At 39.1% G+C, this 20039-nt stretch carries 16 protein-coding genes; 10 read left to right on the top strand and 6 right to left on the bottom strand.

Going from position 1 to position 20039, the window contains the following annotated elements; translation table 11 throughout:
* The first annotated feature begins 158 nt into the window (after positions 1-158).
* From QMA12_RS15145 to QMA12_RS15135, 3 genes are all read left to right on the top strand, one after another.
* Positions 159-713 (top strand): isochorismatase family protein, encoded by a 555-nt coding sequence (locus QMA12_RS15145; RefSeq protein WP_087533448.1) that lies wholly within the window; start codon positions 159-161, stop codon positions 711-713.
* Positions 714-822: 109 nt separating this feature from the next.
* Entirely contained in the window at positions 823-2289 is a 1467-nt protein-coding gene (locus QMA12_RS15140) for a methyl-accepting chemotaxis protein (RefSeq protein ID WP_290210532.1), read from the top strand.
* Between the two features lie 61 nt (positions 2290-2350).
* Positions 2351-2794 carry a DUF6436 domain-containing protein gene (locus tag QMA12_RS15135; RefSeq protein ID WP_290295281.1) on the top strand — a complete coding sequence of 148 codons (444 nt, stop codon included), beginning with the start codon at positions 2351-2353 and terminating at the stop codon, positions 2792-2794.
* 141 nt (positions 2795-2935) lie between these two features.
* Here the strand turns inward: QMA12_RS15135 and QMA12_RS15130 are convergent, their stop codons facing one another.
* Positions 2936-3952, bottom strand: a complete 1017-nt coding sequence (locus tag QMA12_RS15130; protein ID WP_290210534.1) for a LacI family DNA-binding transcriptional regulator — start codon at positions 3950-3952, stop codon at positions 2936-2938.
* A gap of 170 nt (positions 3953-4122) precedes the next feature.
* Here QMA12_RS15130 and QMA12_RS15125 point away from each other — a divergent pair, with 170 nt between their 5' ends.
* Positions 4123-5445, top strand: a complete 1323-nt coding sequence (locus QMA12_RS15125; RefSeq protein WP_290210535.1) for an MATE family efflux transporter — start codon at positions 4123-4125, stop codon at positions 5443-5445.
* Positions 5446-5528: 83 nt separating this feature from the next.
* Here QMA12_RS15125 and QMA12_RS15120 read toward each other — a convergent pair whose 3' ends face one another.
* Both QMA12_RS15120 and QMA12_RS15115 read right to left on the bottom strand, forming a co-directional pair.
* Complete coding sequence (locus tag QMA12_RS15120) at positions 5529-6488, bottom strand: leucine-rich repeat domain-containing protein (RefSeq protein ID WP_254911218.1); 960 nt, start codon at positions 6486-6488, stop codon at positions 5529-5531.
* Between the two features lie 123 nt (positions 6489-6611).
* Positions 6612-9584 carry a TonB-dependent receptor gene (locus QMA12_RS15115; RefSeq protein ID WP_290210536.1) on the bottom strand — a complete coding sequence of 991 codons (2973 nt, stop codon included), beginning with the start codon at positions 9582-9584 and terminating at the stop codon, positions 6612-6614.
* Positions 9585-9982: 398 nt separating this feature from the next.
* Between QMA12_RS15115 and manD the strand changes: the two genes are divergently transcribed.
* From manD to QMA12_RS15090, 5 genes are all read left to right on the top strand, one after another.
* Positions 9983-11200, top strand: a complete 1218-nt coding sequence (gene manD / locus QMA12_RS15110) for a D-mannonate dehydratase ManD (RefSeq protein ID WP_290210537.1) — start codon at positions 9983-9985, stop codon at positions 11198-11200.
* 57 nt (positions 11201-11257) lie between these two features.
* Complete coding sequence (locus QMA12_RS15105; protein WP_087533389.1) at positions 11258-12409, top strand: Gfo/Idh/MocA family oxidoreductase; 1152 nt, start codon at positions 11258-11260, stop codon at positions 12407-12409.
* Between the two features lie 15 nt (positions 12410-12424).
* The gene (locus QMA12_RS15100; protein ID WP_290210538.1) at positions 12425-14179 is read left to right on the top strand and encodes a transporter; all 1755 of its coding nucleotides are present in this window, start codon (positions 12425-12427) and stop codon (positions 14177-14179) included.
* Positions 14180-14321: 142 nt separating this feature from the next.
* On the top strand, positions 14322-15119 hold the full coding sequence (locus tag QMA12_RS15095; protein ID WP_087533447.1) for a hypothetical protein: 798 nt from the start codon (positions 14322-14324) through the stop codon (positions 15117-15119).
* 103 nt (positions 15120-15222) lie between these two features.
* Positions 15223-15777 carry a DinB family protein gene (locus QMA12_RS15090; RefSeq protein ID WP_290210539.1) on the top strand — a complete coding sequence of 185 codons (555 nt, stop codon included), beginning with the start codon at positions 15223-15225 and terminating at the stop codon, positions 15775-15777.
* Between the two features lie 81 nt (positions 15778-15858).
* Here QMA12_RS15090 and QMA12_RS15085 read toward each other — a convergent pair whose 3' ends face one another.
* Complete coding sequence (locus QMA12_RS15085) at positions 15859-17226, bottom strand: MFS transporter (RefSeq protein WP_290210540.1); 1368 nt, start codon at positions 17224-17226, stop codon at positions 15859-15861.
* A 379-nt stretch (positions 17227-17605) separates the two neighbouring features.
* Positions 17606-18529, bottom strand: coding sequence for an IS1595 family transposase (locus QMA12_RS15080; protein ID WP_290210541.1), 924 nt, complete (start codon positions 18527-18529; stop codon positions 17606-17608).
* A 406-nt stretch (positions 18530-18935) separates the two neighbouring features.
* Between QMA12_RS15080 and QMA12_RS15075 the strand changes: the two genes are divergently transcribed.
* Positions 18936-19109: a hypothetical protein gene (locus tag QMA12_RS15075; protein WP_290210542.1), complete on the top strand. Its 174-nt coding sequence runs from the start codon at positions 18936-18938 to the stop codon at positions 19107-19109.
* A 215-nt stretch (positions 19110-19324) separates the two neighbouring features.
* Here QMA12_RS15075 and QMA12_RS15070 read toward each other — a convergent pair whose 3' ends face one another.
* A complete protein-coding gene (locus QMA12_RS15070) occupies positions 19325-19834 on the bottom strand; it encodes a hypothetical protein (RefSeq protein WP_290210543.1) in 510 nt (169 codons plus the stop codon).
* Positions 19835-20039: the final 205 nt, after the last annotated feature.

The following is a 20039-nucleotide window of genomic DNA, read 5'->3' as shown; positions in this document are numbered from 1 at the left end:
ATATGATAAAAAAGGTTCTCAAACGCACGTATATGTTTACCCAGCTAAATTTACTATTATAGATAAATATAGCATAGCAATTCGTTAGTAATGATTTAATTACTAAGTATTTATAAACTTTGTTGCAACAAAGTAGACTGAACGTCAGGGAGCAGAATATGAAAAAAGTGTTTTCACCAGAAAGTGCACAGAGCCTTTTGTTGGTCATTGATATTCAACAAAAACTCGCACCAGCAATGACTCGCTATGAGCAAGTAAAAGAAGTTGCTAAGCAGCTGGGTCAAGCTGCAGTACTGTTTAATGTACCTTCACTTGTCACAGAACAGTATAAACAGGGCTTAGGCGAAACAGATGAGGTATTAAAAAGTCAGTTAGTAGATGCGCAGTATTTTGATAAAATCCATTTTAGCGCGTATAAAGAACCTGGATTCAAAGAACTAATTGCGTGCTATAAAAAGCCACACATTATTGTTGTTGGTATGGAAGCGCATGTTTGCGTGCTGCAAACTTGTTTAGACTTACTGGCACAGGACTATAACGTATTTATTATTGCAGATGGCGTATGCTCACGCCAAGACCGTCATCGTGATATTGCAATAGCACAATTACAGGAGGCCGGCGCTATAATCTCGAACGCAGAAAGTGTGATATTCCAATGGGCTGAGGTAGCAGCCACAGAGCAGTTTAAAAAAGTGCTGAAAATCGTTAAGTGACAACACATTTTTTTGCATTGTAAGGAGCATGCTATAATTAATGGATTAGGGATTTAAAATGATCTAAATGGAGGTTCAAAACGTTTAGAGTTGTTTATTAGGGGTGCGTATGACTCATATTAGTCGCTTGTTTACGGTTCTATTTACTTTACTCTTTATAGAGTCACTAGCACTAGGGTTTTATTTTTCAACCCTAATACCTGCATTAATTGTTGGTATTCCCCTTACCTTATTTCCTATTTGGTTGCTACGAGAACAGCCAGATAGCGCCTTAACAGCCCATGTTGCCAGCGCATCTCTAATGCTATTTGCTTTTTTACACATTCAGCAAACCTTTGGTTTGATTGAAGTGCATTTTGAAATATTTATTTTGTTGGCTGTGTTAATTATGTTTGTTAAATGGCAGGTATTTATAACTGCCATTGCCTTTGTCGCTGTGCATCATCTTTCATTTTATTATTTACAAACTCAAGGCTCCGGTTTTTATGTATTTGACCCCGATAGATTAGCTTTCAGTACAGTACTGATACATGCGCTCTATGCTATAGCTGAAGCAGTCGTAGCCGGCTACATTGCTGTCTCTTTGCGAAGAGAACGTAGAGGGGGCCGATCATTAAGTAGTGCGACTGAACAGATAATGGCAGATCCTGAGCATATCCAATTATCAGTACGTGCTGATGATACTAAAAATATAGTTATTCAGGGTTTTAATTCTTTATTAGATACTTTAAGTAAAGTAATTGAACAAGTTAAAGTTCAATCCGGTTCGTTGCATGCTAATTCGCAGGAGTTAGTGGCTGTACACGATGAGTTAGCTGATGCGGCGGTGCTGAGAGCTCAGCAAACGGACGATATTGCACAATCCGGGGTATCGGTTGCACAGGGTTTTAATTTAGTTGAACAAGAAAGTGAAGTGCTTAAACAACAAGTCGATGCAATTACGCTTGCCGCTGATGATGCGTTGAACGATGTGCAAAAAACAGATGATAAAAGCCAAGAATTACGTGGCCACTTAAACCATACTGAAGAAGAAATTAATCATCTAGTGGCCGCTGGTGATGTAATTTCTAATTTGCTCAATGAAATATCAGGTATTGCCGAACAGACAAACCTTTTAGCTTTAAATGCAGCAATTGAAGCTGCAAGAGCGGGTGAACAAGGCAGAGGATTTGCTGTGGTTGCTGATGAAGTCCGCTCTTTGGCCATAAGCAGTAAAGCAACAACAGATAAAATTGCTCGTACGCTTAATGATTTGGTTAAAAATAGCCAAACCTCAACACAATCTATGAGTCAGTGTTTGAGTGTAGTAAATGAACTCACACAAATTAGCTTCACTATGAAAGAAAATATTTTGGGCATGACACAACAAATTGACACGGTGGCAAAAAGCACGGATTCAGTGGCTCGAGTAGTCGCAGAGCAAGTAAGCAATACTGAACAAATTGCTGCTAGCGCAGATGGCTTACGCATGAGCCAACAACTCGACTCTGAAATAGTAGAAAAGCTTACGGCTAAAGTGCAGATGATTGACGTGAGTATTGATGTACTTGAGCAAAGCATTGCTAAATTTAAATAACCCGAAAGTTAGGCTCTACCTGTTGGTTTTGATTTGGCTCGTCGTGGTTGTCTCGGGACTCGTGTATTTTCAGCTCGCGAGCATCACGACGTTTGATCCCCAAAATGAAATGACCCAATCAAAATGGTCAGAACAATTTAAACGAAACATAAAATGGTCACCTTCTGAAAATCCTAAGCTCATTATTGTTATTGATGAGTCATGTGGTTGTTCTAAGCGCGCTGTAAGCCACATGAATCAACTACAAACACATGCTGTGCGAAATACCTATGATGTGCAAATTATAAATCAATCTTTAACAGCTACTAATTTATTACCTAATACTCCAGGTGCCGTATTGTTAGATGCTAGTGGAGAGCTGGTATACGCAGGGCCACTTTCACAAGGTTTAGCCTGTTCTGCTTCCAGTGGTTTTGTTGAGCTCGCCATTGATAACCTGGTCGCTGGTTTTAACTCAAATTTAGTCGTCACTGATAGTAAGGGCTGTTACTGTAAAGGTTCATAATTGACCCCGTAATAAATGCGAGGGCTAATAAGTATGATCTATAAATGATCTTTAACGTTATTCGGTCGAACACTTTATTGCTTATATGTGCTGACAAATTGCATCAACACATAGATTAATTAATAAAACAATTTTAATGAATTAGTTAGACACATCTTTACATGACTGCCTTTTGATAAATGCACTTGGGATAATCACTTTTTGCGGCGGTGCGTCGTTGTTACTAATGTTATCAAGCAGTAATTTCGTTGCCTCTTTACCAACCTCATAAGGGTTTTGAGTGACGACAGTAATAGGCACTTTTAAGTATTCAGCCATTGGAATTTCATCAAATGCTAATAGTGATACATCATCAGGAATGGATATTTTTTCATTATTTAAAGCTTTTAATAATTCAGTGGTAATAGGTAAGTGCTGGGTAAAGAATACGGTTGGAGGGTTAGGAGCATCAAGCATGTTTTTAGGTGTCTGGACAAACCCTGACTCACGATGCCAATATTGCACTAACGCTTTATCTACCCCAATATTATGTTTTTCTAAAGCATCGCAATAGCCTAAGTAACGGTCTTTTCTTGATTTCATACTTTGAAAGTCTTGAGTCAGAAAGCAGATCCGTTTGTGGCCTAATTTAATTAAATACTCAGTGGCATCGAAAGCGGCTTTTCGATAATCAGAAACCACGATATTTTTTTCATTGCCATCATGCTCTAATTGGAAATGAACAATCGGTAAGCCGTTGCTAATATACTTATCAATTAACTGAGTATTCTTACCCGATGAAGCAATAATGATCCCGTCTACTCGCAGTTGATATAAGGTTTCTAATGATTTTGCCTCTATTTCTGAGTCAAAATCAGTGTTGTAAATCAATACATTGTAATTGCTTTTTTTACAGTAGTCGTCAATTCCACGAATCGTACGGCTGGTATAAAAACCGGTAATATCCCTAACAATTACCCCTATGGTTTTTGTTGTATTCATTTTTAAACTACGGGCGATAGGGTTTGGTACATAATCAAGCTCTTGAATCGCGAGCTTTATTCGTTCCTTAGTTTTTTCTGACATATAGTCAAAGCGGCCGTTTAGGTATTGAGAAACTGTACTTTTTGAAACTTCGGCGAGCTGTGCAACATCAATTAATTTTATTTTTTTTTGCATCTGTATTTTCTTTAAAAGTCTAAATACGTTTAATATTGATATTTTGCAATATTGTGATATTTTAATCAACTAAATCGATTTAGTTGCGGTGCTTATAGTGTGCACTGAATTGGAAAGGTTAACCCCTTAAAATTCACCTAAAGTAAGTTTTTTATATAGGTCATCCTCAAATGAGCCCTCGTGCGTATATTCGGCATAATTTTGCATTAGCGTGGCCACTCGCACTTAATGCATTATTAGTCCAATCAATGTTGATGATTGATACATTGCTTGTTGCGTCGTTGGGAGAAGTACCCATTGCCGCTATGGGGATTGCTACCACAATTATTGCATTTGTACTGGGTCTTGAAATCGCTATTGGTAATGGGGTGCAATTACTTGTCGGGCGAGCGTTCGGCTCAGGCAATAAAGCGGGTTTAACAATAGCCTATTGGTCAGGCCTTTTTATAAGTATTTCAACAGCATTGGGCTGTATCGCTATTTTGACTGTGAGCAGTGAAAGCTTAATTGCGTTTATAACTGACGATGTTGATATAGCGCAATTAGCAGAGCAATATATATCAATTACTAAGTATATTGTTTTGATAACAGCTTACACGCAAGTTTGCACGGCCTTTTGTAATGGTCGCGGTAACTCTAAAGTCTCTTTAAAGGGCTTTATCTTCGAATTACCCATTAATGCATTACTTAGCTACTTTTTGATCAATGGGTTTAATAACAATGAAGGGCTTGGTTTAGAAGGTGCGGCATGGGGGAGCTTGATAGCTGTCAGCTTAAGGGCTGTATTTTTTTACGTTGTATTAGGTACAGATGAAAAAACGGACTTATCCTTCCCTAAAAAAACACTATTCTTACGTGAAATTGGGCCGCAGTTTTGTGAAATATACCCAATTGCAGCTAATTTCCTTTTGCTGAGTGTTGGCTCGACGGCGTATCAATTATTGTTTGCTCAATTAGATCTCTATGCATTTGTGGCTATCACCTTAATTTTCCCTTGGTTACGGGCAGGAACGCAGTTCCCTAACGCCTGGGCGCAAGCATCTGCAATTAGTATTAGCCAACTTTTAGGTCATAAAGAAACGGGGAATTTAAAACTATTTTCCCGTCATAGTACGCAAGTTGCCATGTTCTTAGCGGTTATTATTGCAGGGTTGTTTAGTGTACTGAATCAGTACATGGCGTTTATTTATCCCGATATAGAACAAGAAACGCAAATCGCATTAATGATTATTGCACCCTTATATATCATTTTGCCTATCATTAGAGCCTACAATACAGTGGCAGGAAACATACTTCGTGCATTGGGTAAGAGTAATTTAGTGCTAAAAGTTCATTTTGTTACGCAGTGGGTTATAGCATTACCTGTGTGTGCATTATTAGTTTTGTATTTTGAGGTTTCAATTTTTTGGGCTTTCGCATTACTACCCATTGAAGAGCTGCTTAAAACAATTCCGTTTTATCGCTATAAAAAAGCGTTTATCCTAGATTTATAGCGAAAGTAGTAATGAAGATAAAGCAACCATTGTGCTATATCAGCTAAGCTGACCTCAACACTATGGTTGCTGGGGTAGGTTATTTAATCGAGAGTAATAGCCTTATAACTCTTGCCAAAGCTATCCGTTGAAACAATATGCTTTGAATTTAAAATTGTGCCATCACTTGCTTGCCACTTTAGAGGAGTACTTGCTGTGGTACCTTTTGGTAAAACAAAGTTGTTAAAGTCGCTATTGATTTTAAACGTGTCTTTTCCAATATAGGTCACTCCATCAGGTAAATCCACCTGACTAAGGCGATTAGCCAAAAACGCTTTTTCACCAATATACTCAAGCTCTTTCGGTAAGTTTAAGTGGGTTAAACGATTATCTCGAAAAGCACTTTCTTCAATGGTTTTAAGTCCTGCGGGTAAATCCACTGTGATTAAAAAATTAACATTAAAAGCGCTATCTTCAATGGTTGTGATACCTGACGGAAAAGTTACACGGGTTATACGGTTATTTTGAAAAGCAAAATCCCCAATAGATATTACACCTTTTGGCAAGTCGACAATAACGAGGCTGTTATCTCTAAAAGCACTGCCTTGGACGCTTTTAAGTCCTGTAGGCCAGGTTACATGATTAATACTATTTGTTGCAAACGCACCTTTGCTAACAGTTGTGATCCCCGCAGGTAAATCTACACGGGTTAGTGTGTTAAATTCAAAAGCACCTTTGCCGATTGATGTTAAGCCAGAAGGTAATTCGACACTTGATATACGATTATTTTGAAAAGCAAAATCGCCAATAGCGGTGAGCCCTGAAGGTAAGCCTACGGCTTTTAGGCCATTGGCTTGAAAGGCATTATTGCCAATTTTTTTGATAACTTGTCCATCGAGTTTATTGGGAATAATAACCGAAGGACGATAATTATCACCTGTAGCATCAGTGAGTGTTGTACTTGTAAGCACGCCTTTGATGACAGTTACATCATTATTTTTTAAGGTATAAGCAGTTTGTGATTTGGCGGTAAAAGTGAATGCAAGCAATACAATTGTACTCAAAAATAGTGTCCTGATCTTCATATTATGTGATCTCCAGCAATTGTGCATAAGCTATGTTTTGAAGTTAAAAAATGGACCATATTCATATATGGCCGCTATTTATATCATCTAGAAGTGTTAATTTTACCAGCGGTAACTTGCACCAAAAGTAATGCGGCGATCAGTAAGACCTTGGAAACAAAGTAATGCTCCGCCATTGACACAAGATTGAGCCACTTCGGACTCGGTTAAATTAACCCCTTCGATGCCAATGTTTAACTGCTCTGTTACATCATAACTAATGCTGGCATTAAGTTGCCCTCTGTCTTCTTGTACAACCATGAAGCCCCATGGGTATGTAGTTGTACTGCCGAAATCTTCAGAACGATATGCTTCACGCCAGGTGTAACGCATTCTTGCACTTAGGCCAAATTTTTCGTAATACAAGGTGAAGTTATAGGCGGTTTCAGATAAATCTGGGAGCCCATGCAGCGCTGAGACTTCAATTCCGTCAATCCCCGTTGTTGCTGCAAATACCTCATTTGGACGACTTGCGGCATAATCTAATGCTTCACCGCCATCAAACTTTTGATACGTATAGTTTGCTAAAACACCAAAACCTGATGCCCAACCTAACTCACTTTCAAAGCTAGATAAGTCATACTGAACCGCCATTTCAACACCTTCTTGGGTGGTTTCGCCAGTGTCATTGATCGTTGTTGACCAAGGTACACAAACACCCACGCCCACAGGGCCAAATACATTAATATCAGCAATAGGGTTCCAAATCCCCCCTTGTTCGCAATCAGGGCCTGTTGTATCACGGTACCCTGTTTCTGGGTCTTCATATGGGTCGACTTGTTGATTAGCAAATAGGTTGTTACGTGTTTTATGAAAATAGCCAATACTAAATACACTGGCTTGTGCGAAATACCATTCGGCTGAAAGATCAAATGAAGTCACCTCTTCGGGTTCTAAGTTAGGGTTACCAACTGAAACCGGTGGGTTAGGGCTAGTGCTATACGTTACCGAAGTTGAAAGATCATTAAAGTCAGGGCGGCGTATATCTTTCCCCCAACCAGCACGAAGAACTAAGTCCTCTGTTACATCGCCAACAAGGTTAATGCGCGGTAAGAAAAAGCTGTAATCACCTACGTTTGTGACCTTTGATACTGTGGGGTTGCCATCCGTATCGGTAGTAACAGAATTACCAGTAGAGGTTACTTCTGTTTCTAAATATCGCACACCCACGTTACCGCGTATATAATCGGTTGAAAAGTTTGCTTGGGCGTAAAGTGCGTTTGTCGTTTCTTCAATATCAAAAAATGCACTTACTTCAGACGTTGGCGCTGTAATAGGTGTTGATCCGCCATGGGCGGTTACTGCATCGTTTAAAATACGTAACACATTATCTTGATCGGCTGAAACCATCTCAGGGTTTACCATGAGAAAATCACTTACAAATAACTCTCTACCATCAGCATCGCCAAAGTTATCTGGACCCGCAATTAGCAGTTCAGCAAATAAGTCACCTCGCGGGCTATCTGCTGCTGTTCTTAAACCCACATTAGAGCGGATTTGATCTGTCATACTCGTTGCTTTACTGTGGCGTAATCCGAAATCTATACTAGTAAATATTGACCAATCTAAACCGTAAGTTAGATCAACACGAAAAGCGTCTTCAGTGTTTTCTGTTTTATCGCGAGCGGATTGTACATCACGCAGCATATAATTTGCTGGGTTCATCATATCTGCGACTGTTGGGGAGTTCGCCTCATCGAATGCAACACCAAATGCGAGTGAACCTCCAGTTAAGTCATAAATAAATGGTGTGCCATTTTCATTAGATGAATTAAGTGCAGCATTTGGGTTTATAAAGTTAAGTCTGGTGTTGATGCGTGGGTTTGATGAATCAGACGTTGATGTTGATGCTTCAACAACTACTTTAAGGTTGTCACCTTGCCACTCTCCACCAAGTCTAAATATTTCGCTTTTTGTTACCCGAGAGCTGGTATCAGCATTAACACGTAAGTTTGGATCGCCACCACCATCTTCAACAGGAATAACCCCTTGAGTAGCCGCTTGAATACTACCTAGGTTTTGGCCTTTCAAGGTGCCAAAATTAACTGTTTCAAATGCTGTTGGAACACCTACACCAATAACATCACTGACACCGGATGCTTGTATTGCTACACCTTCAGCATAGCGTTGTTGATCATTTATAGTGGCGTCAAAATAAAGTTTTGAGTCAGAATTTGGAGCCCATTCAAATGAGCCTGATATATTCTTAGTCTCATACTCGTGATTATCGTAATCTTGGTTTAGAAACTGAATACCTAAAAAATCAAAATCTTGAGCGTTTGCAGTACCACCATCTGAAGTAATCACGTTATCACGGTCAACACGCGGACGAAAAGCGGTTACATCTTTTTCAGCATAACTTGCACTAATTACAACGCCAAACTCACCATGTTCAGTAAACCAATTATCACCATATGTGCCAGAAAGACGAGGTTTTATACCATCGGTTGACAGGCTACTAGATTCACCTTGTACTCTAACTGATGCGAGAGGTTCACTTAATTGAAGTGGGCGAATTGTACGCAAGTTAATAGTACCGCCTACAGAGCCTTCAATGGTTTTTGCATCTGGCGATTTTGTAACTTCGACACCGGCAATAATGGAAGCTGATACATCCTCAAAATTAATTCCACTACGACCCGCTCCAGAGCCAACAGTTGATACGCCATTTATTTCAGTGCGGTTAGCGTTAGTACCACGGATTTGTACACCTGTGCCAACACCCGCAGTGCGTGTAATTTGCACACCAGTTACATTTTCTAAAACCTCCGCAAGATTTTGATCAGGCAATTTACCAATATCTTCGGCCTCGATAATTTCGACTAAATTATTTGAATCACGCTTTTCTAAAAGTGCGCTTGTCAGCGCACTGCGTATACCGCTTACTTGAATAACTTCAAGGTCATCATCAGCTTGAACTTCCTGAGCATGAATGTTTGGTGCAGCTAAAAATGCGGCTAACGCGGCACTATACAAAGGTAAATATGACCGACGATTTTGCAGTGCAGAGCTTATTTTATTTAATTTTATGTTCATGATTAACCCTTTAACTATGTGTGTTGTCGTTATTGTTCGTGTAAACAAATCGCTTAAAAAATGTAACCAACCAAAAATAAAACCGATTTACTAAATCGATTTATTAAAAACCTAACACATAATAACCAGATGTCAATAGGGTTATATTTGAGCGATTGTAATAAATGTGTTAACGGTTAGTTTTAAGATGCTAGCTTATTTATAAATTTTATTATTGTTCATTAATTAAACTTCTGATATTTCCTCGTTTATCTTATTTATTAGCGAAGAAGGATCTTAAACGGAGGAGATTTGATTTAAGAAATGTTGTTGACTTAGTAATTTTGCATCAGTACTATAATTTTCAACTAAATCGGTTTAGTAAATTTTAGGTTTGGTAATCTAAATAAGGAAAACCAATGGAAATTAAAGACATAAAAGTATTTGTATGCAGCCCAGGAAGAAACTTTGTAACAGTTAAAATAACGACAGATGAAGGGACTTATGGGTTAGGCGATGCAACGGTAAATGGCCGTGAAATGGCGGTGGTTGCTTATTTAGAAGAGCATCTTGTGCCTTGCTTGATTGGTCGCGACCCACAAGAAATTGAAGATATTTGGCAATACCTATACAAAGGTGTTTACTGGCGCAAAGGGCCAATCACGATGGCTGCAATTGCTGCCATCGATATGGCATTGTGGGATATTAAAGGCAAAGTAGCTAACTTGCCTGTCTACCAATTGTTAGGTGGGAGAAGTCGCAAAGGTGTCACGTTTTATGCGCATGCAAATGGCGAAAATATTGACGATACCTTAAATAAAGCCCAAGAGCATATTGATAACGGTTTTAAGGCTATTCGTTTGCAATCAGCTATTCCAGGGCTAAAAGTGACCTATGGTGTGCTTGGCGATAAAAAAGATTATTTTGAATTACAAGGTAACCGCCCGCTACCACCTGAAGAAGAATGGTCAACTGCCAAGTATTTTAATTCAATTGTTGAGTTATTTAAACAAGCCCGAGAGCGCTTTGGTTATGAAGTGCATTTTACTCATGATGTTCACAGCCGCCTTACCCCAATTGAAGCTGCTAAGTTAGGTAAGTTACTAGAACCTTACAACTTACTATTCCTTGAAGATGCAGCCATCGCAGAAAACCAAGATAGTTACAAGGTTATTCGTAACCATACCACCTCGCCCTTAGCGATTGGTGAAACTTATAACACCATTTGGGACTGTAAAGACCTGATTCAAAATCAATTAATTGATTATATTCGTGTAGCAGCAACGCATGCTGGTGGAATTACAGCACTTAGAAGAATTACCGACTTTGCCAGTATTTACAATGTTAAAACTGCGCCACATGGTGCACCAGATCTATCCCCAGTGTGTTTTGCAGCTCATATGCATTTAAACATTTGGGCACCTAACTTTGGTATTCAGGAGTTTGTTGGTTTTGGTAACGAAGGGTTAAACCGTATTTTTAAACACAATTTCACCGTTGAAAATGGCATGGGAATAATGAGTGAAGCCCCTGGTTTAGGCATTGAGTTTGATGAAGAGGCCGCAGCTGAATATCCGTATAAACGCTCGTATTTACCAGTAAGCCGATTAGAAGACGGAACAGTGTGGAACTGGTAAACACAATTTAGTAGCTATAAAAATAATAGATAATTTAAAAGAATCACAGGTGACAAAATGAGTAATAAAGTCAGAGTATTAGTTCACGGAACTGGTTTTGCAGGACAAGGCCACGCAGAAGCATTTAGATACGCAGGTGCTGAAGTTGTTGGCATAGTAGGAAGAACCGAAAGTGTTGTTAACCAAGTTGCCAAAGATATGGGAATTGCGTACGCGGGCACTCATTGGCAACAAGCACTAGAAGAGTGTAAACCGGATGTGGTATCTATCGCCACACCAGGCGGCGCTCATGTTGAGCCTATCAAACAAGCCATTGCTTTTGGTTGCCATGTATTTTCAGATAAGCCATTAACAGCCGATGGCTCTACCTCAAAAGAGTTGTACGATTTAGCAGTAGCAAAAGGTGTTAAAACCGCTTTTGCATCGAGCTTTAGATACATGCCAGAAATTTTACATGCTAAACGTTTAGTAGCAGCGGGAGCTATTGGTGAACCTCTCGAAGTCGAGTGTATTTCTCACTTTAACCTAGAGCGTGATATTCCATTTGGTTGGTCACATCGCCAAGAAGAGGGGGGTGGGCGCTTAAACAATAACTTTACTCATATGATGTCGATAGTGACCTCTGTGGTCGGTGAAAAAATATTATCCATTATGGGAGAGGTACGTGACGATTTAGGACGAGCACCGATTGTTGAAGGGGTACATAATTTTAAAACACGCCGTGACTTTATTCCTAAGGACATCAATGACCCTTCATTAAAGTGGGGGAAATCGAATGTTGAATGGTCTTATAACGTGCTTGCACAACTTGAAAGCGAATTTGCGAAAAAGCCTGTATCGGTCATGTTTAAACATGGCGGCTTACACCCACGTTTTAATGAAGATCATATTGTATTTTATGGCAGTAAAGGCGCCATTTATATTAAAGGTCATTACGGCGCAGGGCCACTCTATTTATATGGTGAAAGTAATGGGGGGGATGCTAAAGCGTGGCTAGAGCAACCATTACCAAGTGACATAGCTGCAAATATACCTGATGTAGAAGGCGATACCGAAAGAAACTGGCGTTATCTTATTCGTGAAATGGTCAGTGATATTGAAGGCAAAGAGGTACAGCCTTATCAGACTTTTAAAGAAGGCAGTCAATATCAGCAACTCATAGACCTAATTCGTAAAAATGATTACTGGGTAGACGTTAGTAAACTTTAATAAAAGGACGATAACATGTTCTATGATTACGCAGTGATAGTAGGTTATTTTCTGTTAGTTATTGGTATTGGCTTTACCTTTAAAAAAATGGCAGCAAAATCAACCAGTGACTACTTTCGTGGTGGCGGGCGGATGCTGTGGTGGATGGTTGGATCTACCGCTTTTATGGCGCAGTTTTCTGCTTGGACCTTTACGGGAGCAGCGGGCAAAGCATTTACAGATGGATTTGCCGTGAGCTTAGTGTTTTTTGCTAATACTTTCGCTTACTTTTGTGGCTGGGCGTATTTTGCGCACCGTTTTCGTCAAATGCGTGTAGATACTCCAACCGAGGGTATCAAGCGGCGCTTTGGTAGCCAAAATGAATTGTTTTTCTCGTGTGCCTTGATCGTTTTTAGCTTTTTAAATGCCGGTATTTGGTTAAATGCGCTAGGCGTTTTTACCAGTGCAGTATTTGAGGCGGATATAAACGTCACTATTATTGTTACCGGTTTAGCTGTGTTGTTTATTTCGGTGTTGTCGGGGGCGTGGGGTGTTGTTGCCTCTGATTTTGTGCAAACGCTGGTGGTTGCAGTAGTGTCTATCGCGTGCGCGATAGTGGCACTAGTTATGGTAGGTGGCCCGGTCGAGTTAGTCGATAACTTCCCATCAGGATTTGTAATGGGCCCTGATATGAATTATGGCTTATTGTTGGTGGGCACTTTTGTATTTTTCCTCGCCAAGCAAATGATCACCATAATGAACTTAAATGATTCATTTCGTTTTTTAAATGCAAAAGACACAGACAATGCACGTAAAGCGTCCTTATTAGCCATGGTACTGATGGGCATTGGGAGTATTATTTGGTTTATCCCACCTTGGGCATCTGCAATTTTATACCCAGATGCAGCGGTTGCGTATGCTGAGCTTGGTAATAAAGCCGCCGATGCTGTGTATTTAGTGTTTGCACGAAATGCGATGCCGATAGGGACTGTAGGGTTATTGTTAGCTGCGTTATTTGCAGCGTCTATGTCATCAATGGATTCAGCATTAAATAAAAACTCAGGTATTTTTATTCGCAGTATTTATCAACCCATTTTAGCAAAGCGCAACAAAGCAGTAACAGATGAGCACCTTTTAAAAATGGGTAAAATATTAAGCTTTATCAGTGGTTTACTAGTTATTGTGATGGCGTTGTTTTTCAAGTCCTTAAAAGAGCTTAGTTTGTTTGATTTAATGATGTCGTTCTCTGTGATGATCCAAGTACCCATCTTAATACCGTTGATTTTTGGTTTATTTATTAAGAAAACACCCTCATGGGCTCCTTGGGTTACAGTTGCACTTGGCTTATTTGTTTCATGGTTTGTGATGAATATATTAACGCCTGATGTTTTTGCGCGTTTTATTGGTATTGCTGAATTTACGCCAAGAGAAGCAACCGATATGAACTTGATATTAACCATCGGCGCACATTTAGTGATCACTGCTGGGTTCTTCTGTTTAACATCATTGTTTTATAAAGAGGAAAACGACCGATATAAAGAGCAGACAGATGAGTTCTTTAAAGACCTTGAGACTCCTGTAATAGCTGATGGTGAACAAGATGATTACGACCGCCAGCAACGTAACAAACTTGGCTCTATGGTGATGTATATGGGCACCGGGATTGTCTTTATGGCATTAATACCTAACCCATGGTGGGGGCGCTTAATTTTTGTTTGTTGTGCGTTGATCATTTTTGTTACCGGTGTGTTGTTGAAAAAAAGTGCAAAGCCAACACACGCATTAGCATAGCGTTTTAATGATTTTCGGCGTTACAAACAGCAAGCGTAACGCCGTATCCTGCAATACACGTTCGTAATAAATTTAGAAGGAGATACCTGTGAAACTAACAAAATTAAGTTATTCGGTTTTATCGCTAAGTACTTTATTTTTTATATTTGGCTGCACGACTGATACCCAAAAAAGTACTGTTAATGAGTATGTGCAACTTACTCATGGTATTGATGAATCCGCAGGGGGCGTTTCTAGCTACATAATTAACACAACTAACGCGACTTATTATCTTGAAAAGAAAGGAGGGGGGTTATCAAGTCTTGTCGATAAAGAGGGGGTTGATTGGCTTGGTTTTCATAATGAAAAAGGCTCAGGGCATAAAGGAGAGTATCGCGGATTTCCTAATGCGATTCATAAACAAGACGGTAACTATTTCCATGCACTCAATGCTGGCACAGAGCTATCTACATCTGTGGTAGATATTGAATCTGAACAACACGTGCGTATTACCTTTACGTCTGAAAACAAACAATGGCAAGGGCAATGGGATTTTTACCCACGCCGGTTAGATTTTACCATGAGTAAAGTCAGTGAAGGATATAGCTATTGGGTGCAATATGAAGGTGTACCTTATGGCGAAATGGATAGAACAGATTTTTGGTATTCATCTGCAGACACTAAAACTCATTTAATTGATGAACCATTCTTAGGTGATTTACCTTCACCTGAATGGATAGCGTTTGGTGATGTGAATAGCCCGCGTATGCTGTACTTATTACATCATGAAGATGACGAAAATCCGGATAATTACGTAAGTAGGCCTGATATGACAGTATTTGGTTTTGGCCGAAGTAATAAAAATAAATACCTTACTACAGCGCAACGGTTTTCAATTGGCTTTGTTGAGTCATCAGAATATGACACTGTGCAAACAACAATAACACAGCTTTTAGAATAAAGTTTTTATAAGTAGGAATGCTTTTGACCACATCAAAACTTGCATAGTGTGGTTTTAAGCATTTAACTAGATCTAAACAAAAGGCTAAGGGCTCCGCGTACGTATGGAATTATTAAAGCATTTTACTTTAATGGCTAGTTATAACCATCGCATGAACACGCAATTTACAGACGCTATTGCTACATTATCAGATGAAGAAATAAACGAAGACTTGGGTGCATTTTTTAGCTCTATAATCGGAACGCTTAATCATATATTAATCGGCGATATCATTTGGTTATCACGGTTTTCGGCTCATTCAAGTAAGTATCAAACTTTAAAAAATATACTTGAATTACCAAAACCAAATGGACTCGCTGACATATTATTTTCTGATTTTAGTTCGTTCAAAATAGCACGGGATAAAGTCGATCTATTACTTTTGCATTGGCTTAAAAGCGAAGCTGATGAGAACGACTTTGCTAAAAAATTAGCGTATATCAACACCCAAGGCATTAAGAGCAATCGTAATTTTGGAGAGTTAGTTTGTTATTTTTTTAACCATCAGACTCATCATCGCGGACAATTATCAACCTTGCTAAGTCAAAAAGGTCTTGATGTGGGTAGTACAGATTTTTTAATGGAGATCCCTGAACGAAAAAAAATATTCCCATCGTAGGTTGGATCAGCCGCTGGAGATAGGTTTATTGTTAGCAGATATTTTATTTAGTTTTTGAACACCCCCATACTCTTCAATAAATTAAGCTCGGCCACGAAACGCAGAAATACAGCTTGCTAAAATTACAAATCCGAAAGATATTTTAAACGCCAATGAAATGGTACTCATTAATGCGTGGCTATTTTGTGCTGAAAAGGTGCTGTCACCAAGGTAATAATGAACAATCAAGTTGATTAAGCTCATGCCAAATAAATTACCAATTGTACGAGATAAGTTCATTGAGGAAGATGCGACGCCTAGCTCACTTTTATCGACAGCCCCCATAATGGCGTTATTGTTTGGGGTTGAAAATAAGCCAAACCCAATCCCTAATAATAGTAGTGAGCCGCTAATGTAAGTTATGCTTGAACTAACCGATAGTTGGGACAGCATAAAAAAGCTAATCATGGCAATCATACAGCCAAATGTGGCAAGTAAGCGAGGCTGTATTTTATCGGCAAGTTTACCGGCTAGAGGCGCCATTATAGCCATTGAAACTGCTTGAAGTAATACTATTTGCCCAGCTTGTGCAGGGCTCAACCCTTTAATATATTGCAGGTATAAGCTTAATAAAAAGGCCAGTGAAAAGTTACTGGCATACATTAGAAATGAAGTCGACAGTGATAGGCTGAACACTCGGCTTTCTAAAAACATTTGTACTCTAATTAAAGGGCGTCGACTTCTACTTTGATGGACAATAAATAACATTAAACAGATGATTGAAAGCACGGTTAATAACCAGCCCGCTGTACTCGGTAAGTCACTCAGCCCTAATACTAAACACAGTGCAAAAAGCGAGAAAATGACGGTACCCCACCAGTCAAAGGGGGTTTTGGTATCATTTTTCCATTCTCCATGTAAAAACAACTTAATAGCAATGAGCAGCATAAGTACCAACGGAATTTGCGAGTAAAACACAGTGCGCCATCCCCATAGCTCTGTCAGCCAACCTCCTACTGCAGGCGCTCCACTGAGTCCTATGTATACACACGCCGCAGAAGTGCCGAGCGCCATACCTCGTTTGTTACTTGGCGTGACCGAAGTAATGATAGCAACCCCAATACCAAAAATCATGGCCCCAGCCGCACCTTGAATAAAGCGCCAAAAAAGGACCCACTCAATAGAGGTTGCTATCGCACACATAAACGAGGCGAGTGCATTTAAGCCTAAACCAAAAGTATAAACGCGTTTACGGCCATAGTTATCTGCAATTTTTCCGCACGGGAGCATAAATATGACACTACTGAGTAAATACAATGTAGGCATCCAAGCGATCATTTTTGCGCTTGCGCCTAAATCTTCAGCAAGATTGGGTATCGCGATGTTAACGCCTGCCATTCCAAGTGGACCAATAATGGATCCGAAGCAAATGATGATAAGTGCAATAGTCGTCGGGGGAAGTTTAAACAAGAAGGTATCCTTTTATACTCTGGGCTTAAAATACCACGAGATGGCGCTTGCCTCCACAAACTTATAAGACGGTTACAAAGAAGTAATAATTCATTCCTAATTCGGGGTCTTGTGTTCCAAGCTGTATATTAATTAACGGTTAGTATATTAACACATAGTTGAGAACATTTTTACGAGCTAACTTAAGAGGCCTATATGTGTCACTCAATTATGCCCCAAACTGGAGAGGTATATTTTTGGGGTGGTGAGCTCATAATACCCCTCCCTCTTTACTTGGCAAATAAAACAGGACAGACACATTTTTTTGCAAAATCCAAAGTATCAACTACTGTTGTTATATGGCTGTGTTGTAGTTGAGTATGGGTATTGAAAATTCATATCATAATGCCTCTTTTATCCGTGTTTGATCTGAATACTCAGTGTTATCTTCCATAAACCTAAACCAGCTTAAATAATTCTCAATGTAGTCTGTACCAATGCCATTAAAACGTCTTAACCATGCCTTCCATCGCATCATATAATTATTAAGTGTTTGGATATGGTAAATACCTTCTACCACTCTTTGGTTATCCAACCCAATCAAACGTTTATGGTCAATGTCGAGTTCTTTAGCAATACCTTTACACGATAAGTTTCCATCAGTACAAAGCACGGAGCCTGATGATAATAAAGGCTTCAATTGTGCTTGAATATTTTCTTTTGTATTTCGTATTAAAACCTTGTGAGATATATCACCACTACGATCAAGAGCAATGAAAATAGGAACTTTTTCGATTTTTCCACCACCACGTTTATGTGACTGACGGTTAATAGCCCTCTTACCTTTAAAAGATTCTGGTAAAGATGTTTCATCAGCTTCAATAACACCCGTTAGGACTGAAGGATTAAAGCTGGCAGGGGCTTTAATAAACATATGTCGCCAACGAAATGACGTTCTAAGTGTTATATCTAAAGCTTTAGCTGATTTTCTAAGGGATACGCCTTCCCACATCAATTTGGTATATTCGATCCACTTCTCAGCCTTTTTCATTCGGTAAAGTGGTGAGTCTGCAAGTGCATTAAATGTTTTGTTGCATGACTTGCACTTAAAGCGCTGAATTCCTTGCTTTGTCATTCCCCAGCGATTTAGATTATGTGAATCACAATGGGGGCAATGAGATATTGATTCTTCATGGTCAGCAATGGCTTGACCTACTTGGTTAGTGGCAATATTTGATTCAACTTCGTGGCGAAGCTTTTTAAGTTGAGCGTAATTTAAGTTGAAAATGTGATGTAGTATATTTTGAAACTGCTTGGAAGCCATGTTGCATCTGCCGTTATTAGGTTTCCATTATATTGAATATAGTTCACCAACACTGAAATACAACATAGCCTTATTTATACAGTATAGTTTGAAGTGTTGAGCATACCAAGGAAATTTTAAATGTTATATATCATCAAAGCTGACTGTATGTAGATTAAATTTTAACAACCAGATGAATTATAATACCCTATAGAATATGTAATATATTTCCGTGGGGAATTTTTGGTTAGATAGATGAGGGCTTAGTGAAACTGCTACCTAAAACGGAAATAAACTTCTGTTTTTTGATAGCGATAACCTAAATACCTATATAAGCAACTTTTCAAGATCTCTTTGAGTTGTAGTTTCCGATTAATGCTATTATTTAATAGGATTTTTAAACAAAATAAGTGAGATGAACGTGAGCATGAAACACGAACCAGAAGGGTGGGTAGTTTTAACTTATCAATCAATAGATGAAAAACCGTGTTACGTTATTTTTGTTCATGGAGAAGTGGGGATGCCTGGCGACTCAGCTCTGCCTCAACCGTGCTACCTCTCTTATCACTGTGCGGGAATTATTGGCTGTGGTCATAAATAGACAGCTCAATGTATGAGTTGCCCATCGACGGTGAAAATGGCTACACCTTCTTCACGGGTGCGTGTTAGAGAATCTGCTGAAAGAGGGCTATAGTGATGGTACACAGCTCACACGTTGATATACCTGATATGTAAGGTGGTTTTGTAATAATAACTTTAAGTTAATCTCAATAGAATTTCAGTGTCTGGGTAAGTTGGTCTAAAGGTGAGGCTGCTTCAATATCGAGTGTATTTGTATTCTTTTTTTGTTTTGCGCCAAATATACACCCCTCCAATCAAAAATAGAGCAACAATCAGAGGTGTCAATTTGTTGTCTGACTTCCAAGCTTGTTCAGATTCTTCATATGATCGAACAAGCTGCCCGTTAACGCTTAACTCAAAAAAATTATAATATATCGTCGAAGAGTAAATAGGTGAATGACTATCAGTAGCCTCATATAAAATAGTAACAATACGATTCTTTGAGCTTAAAAGAGATGATTTAACAACGTCTTGCCCATTTGATTTTGATGGGTAATTAAAATGCATTGGATCGTTAACAAAGCCAAATCGAATTCCATAACCGTATGCCTCAACCCACTCAACAGTACCACGTTTTTCTACAAGCTCACTTTTAAAAGGAAAGCCACTATTAACCTGATTTAGATTCACAAACCCGATGATTAGGCCTAAGGCTATGCTTATAATAGATATGAATGAATTTTTATAGTATGTGGATTTTGTCATTTAATACGTCTAATTTATATTTATAGTTTTAATTTTAAGGAATGATGGGGGGGCTCACTTCAGGGGCTGTAATGTGCCAGATGTAGTCGTTAGATTCAACTGAATACCCTTTGCGGGTCGTAATTTACCAAAAAATTTGCTAGGTTTATCTTACGGCGTGATGTTTTATTAACACAGGTTGTAATTAATGAGCCACTTGATGCTA

The sequence above is a fragment of the Pseudoalteromonas sp. APC 3893 genome, assembly GCF_030408095.1.
Taxonomy (GTDB): Bacteria; Pseudomonadota; Gammaproteobacteria; order Enterobacterales; family Alteromonadaceae; genus Pseudoalteromonas.
This window is presented reverse-complemented; position numbering and strand designations above follow the sequence as displayed.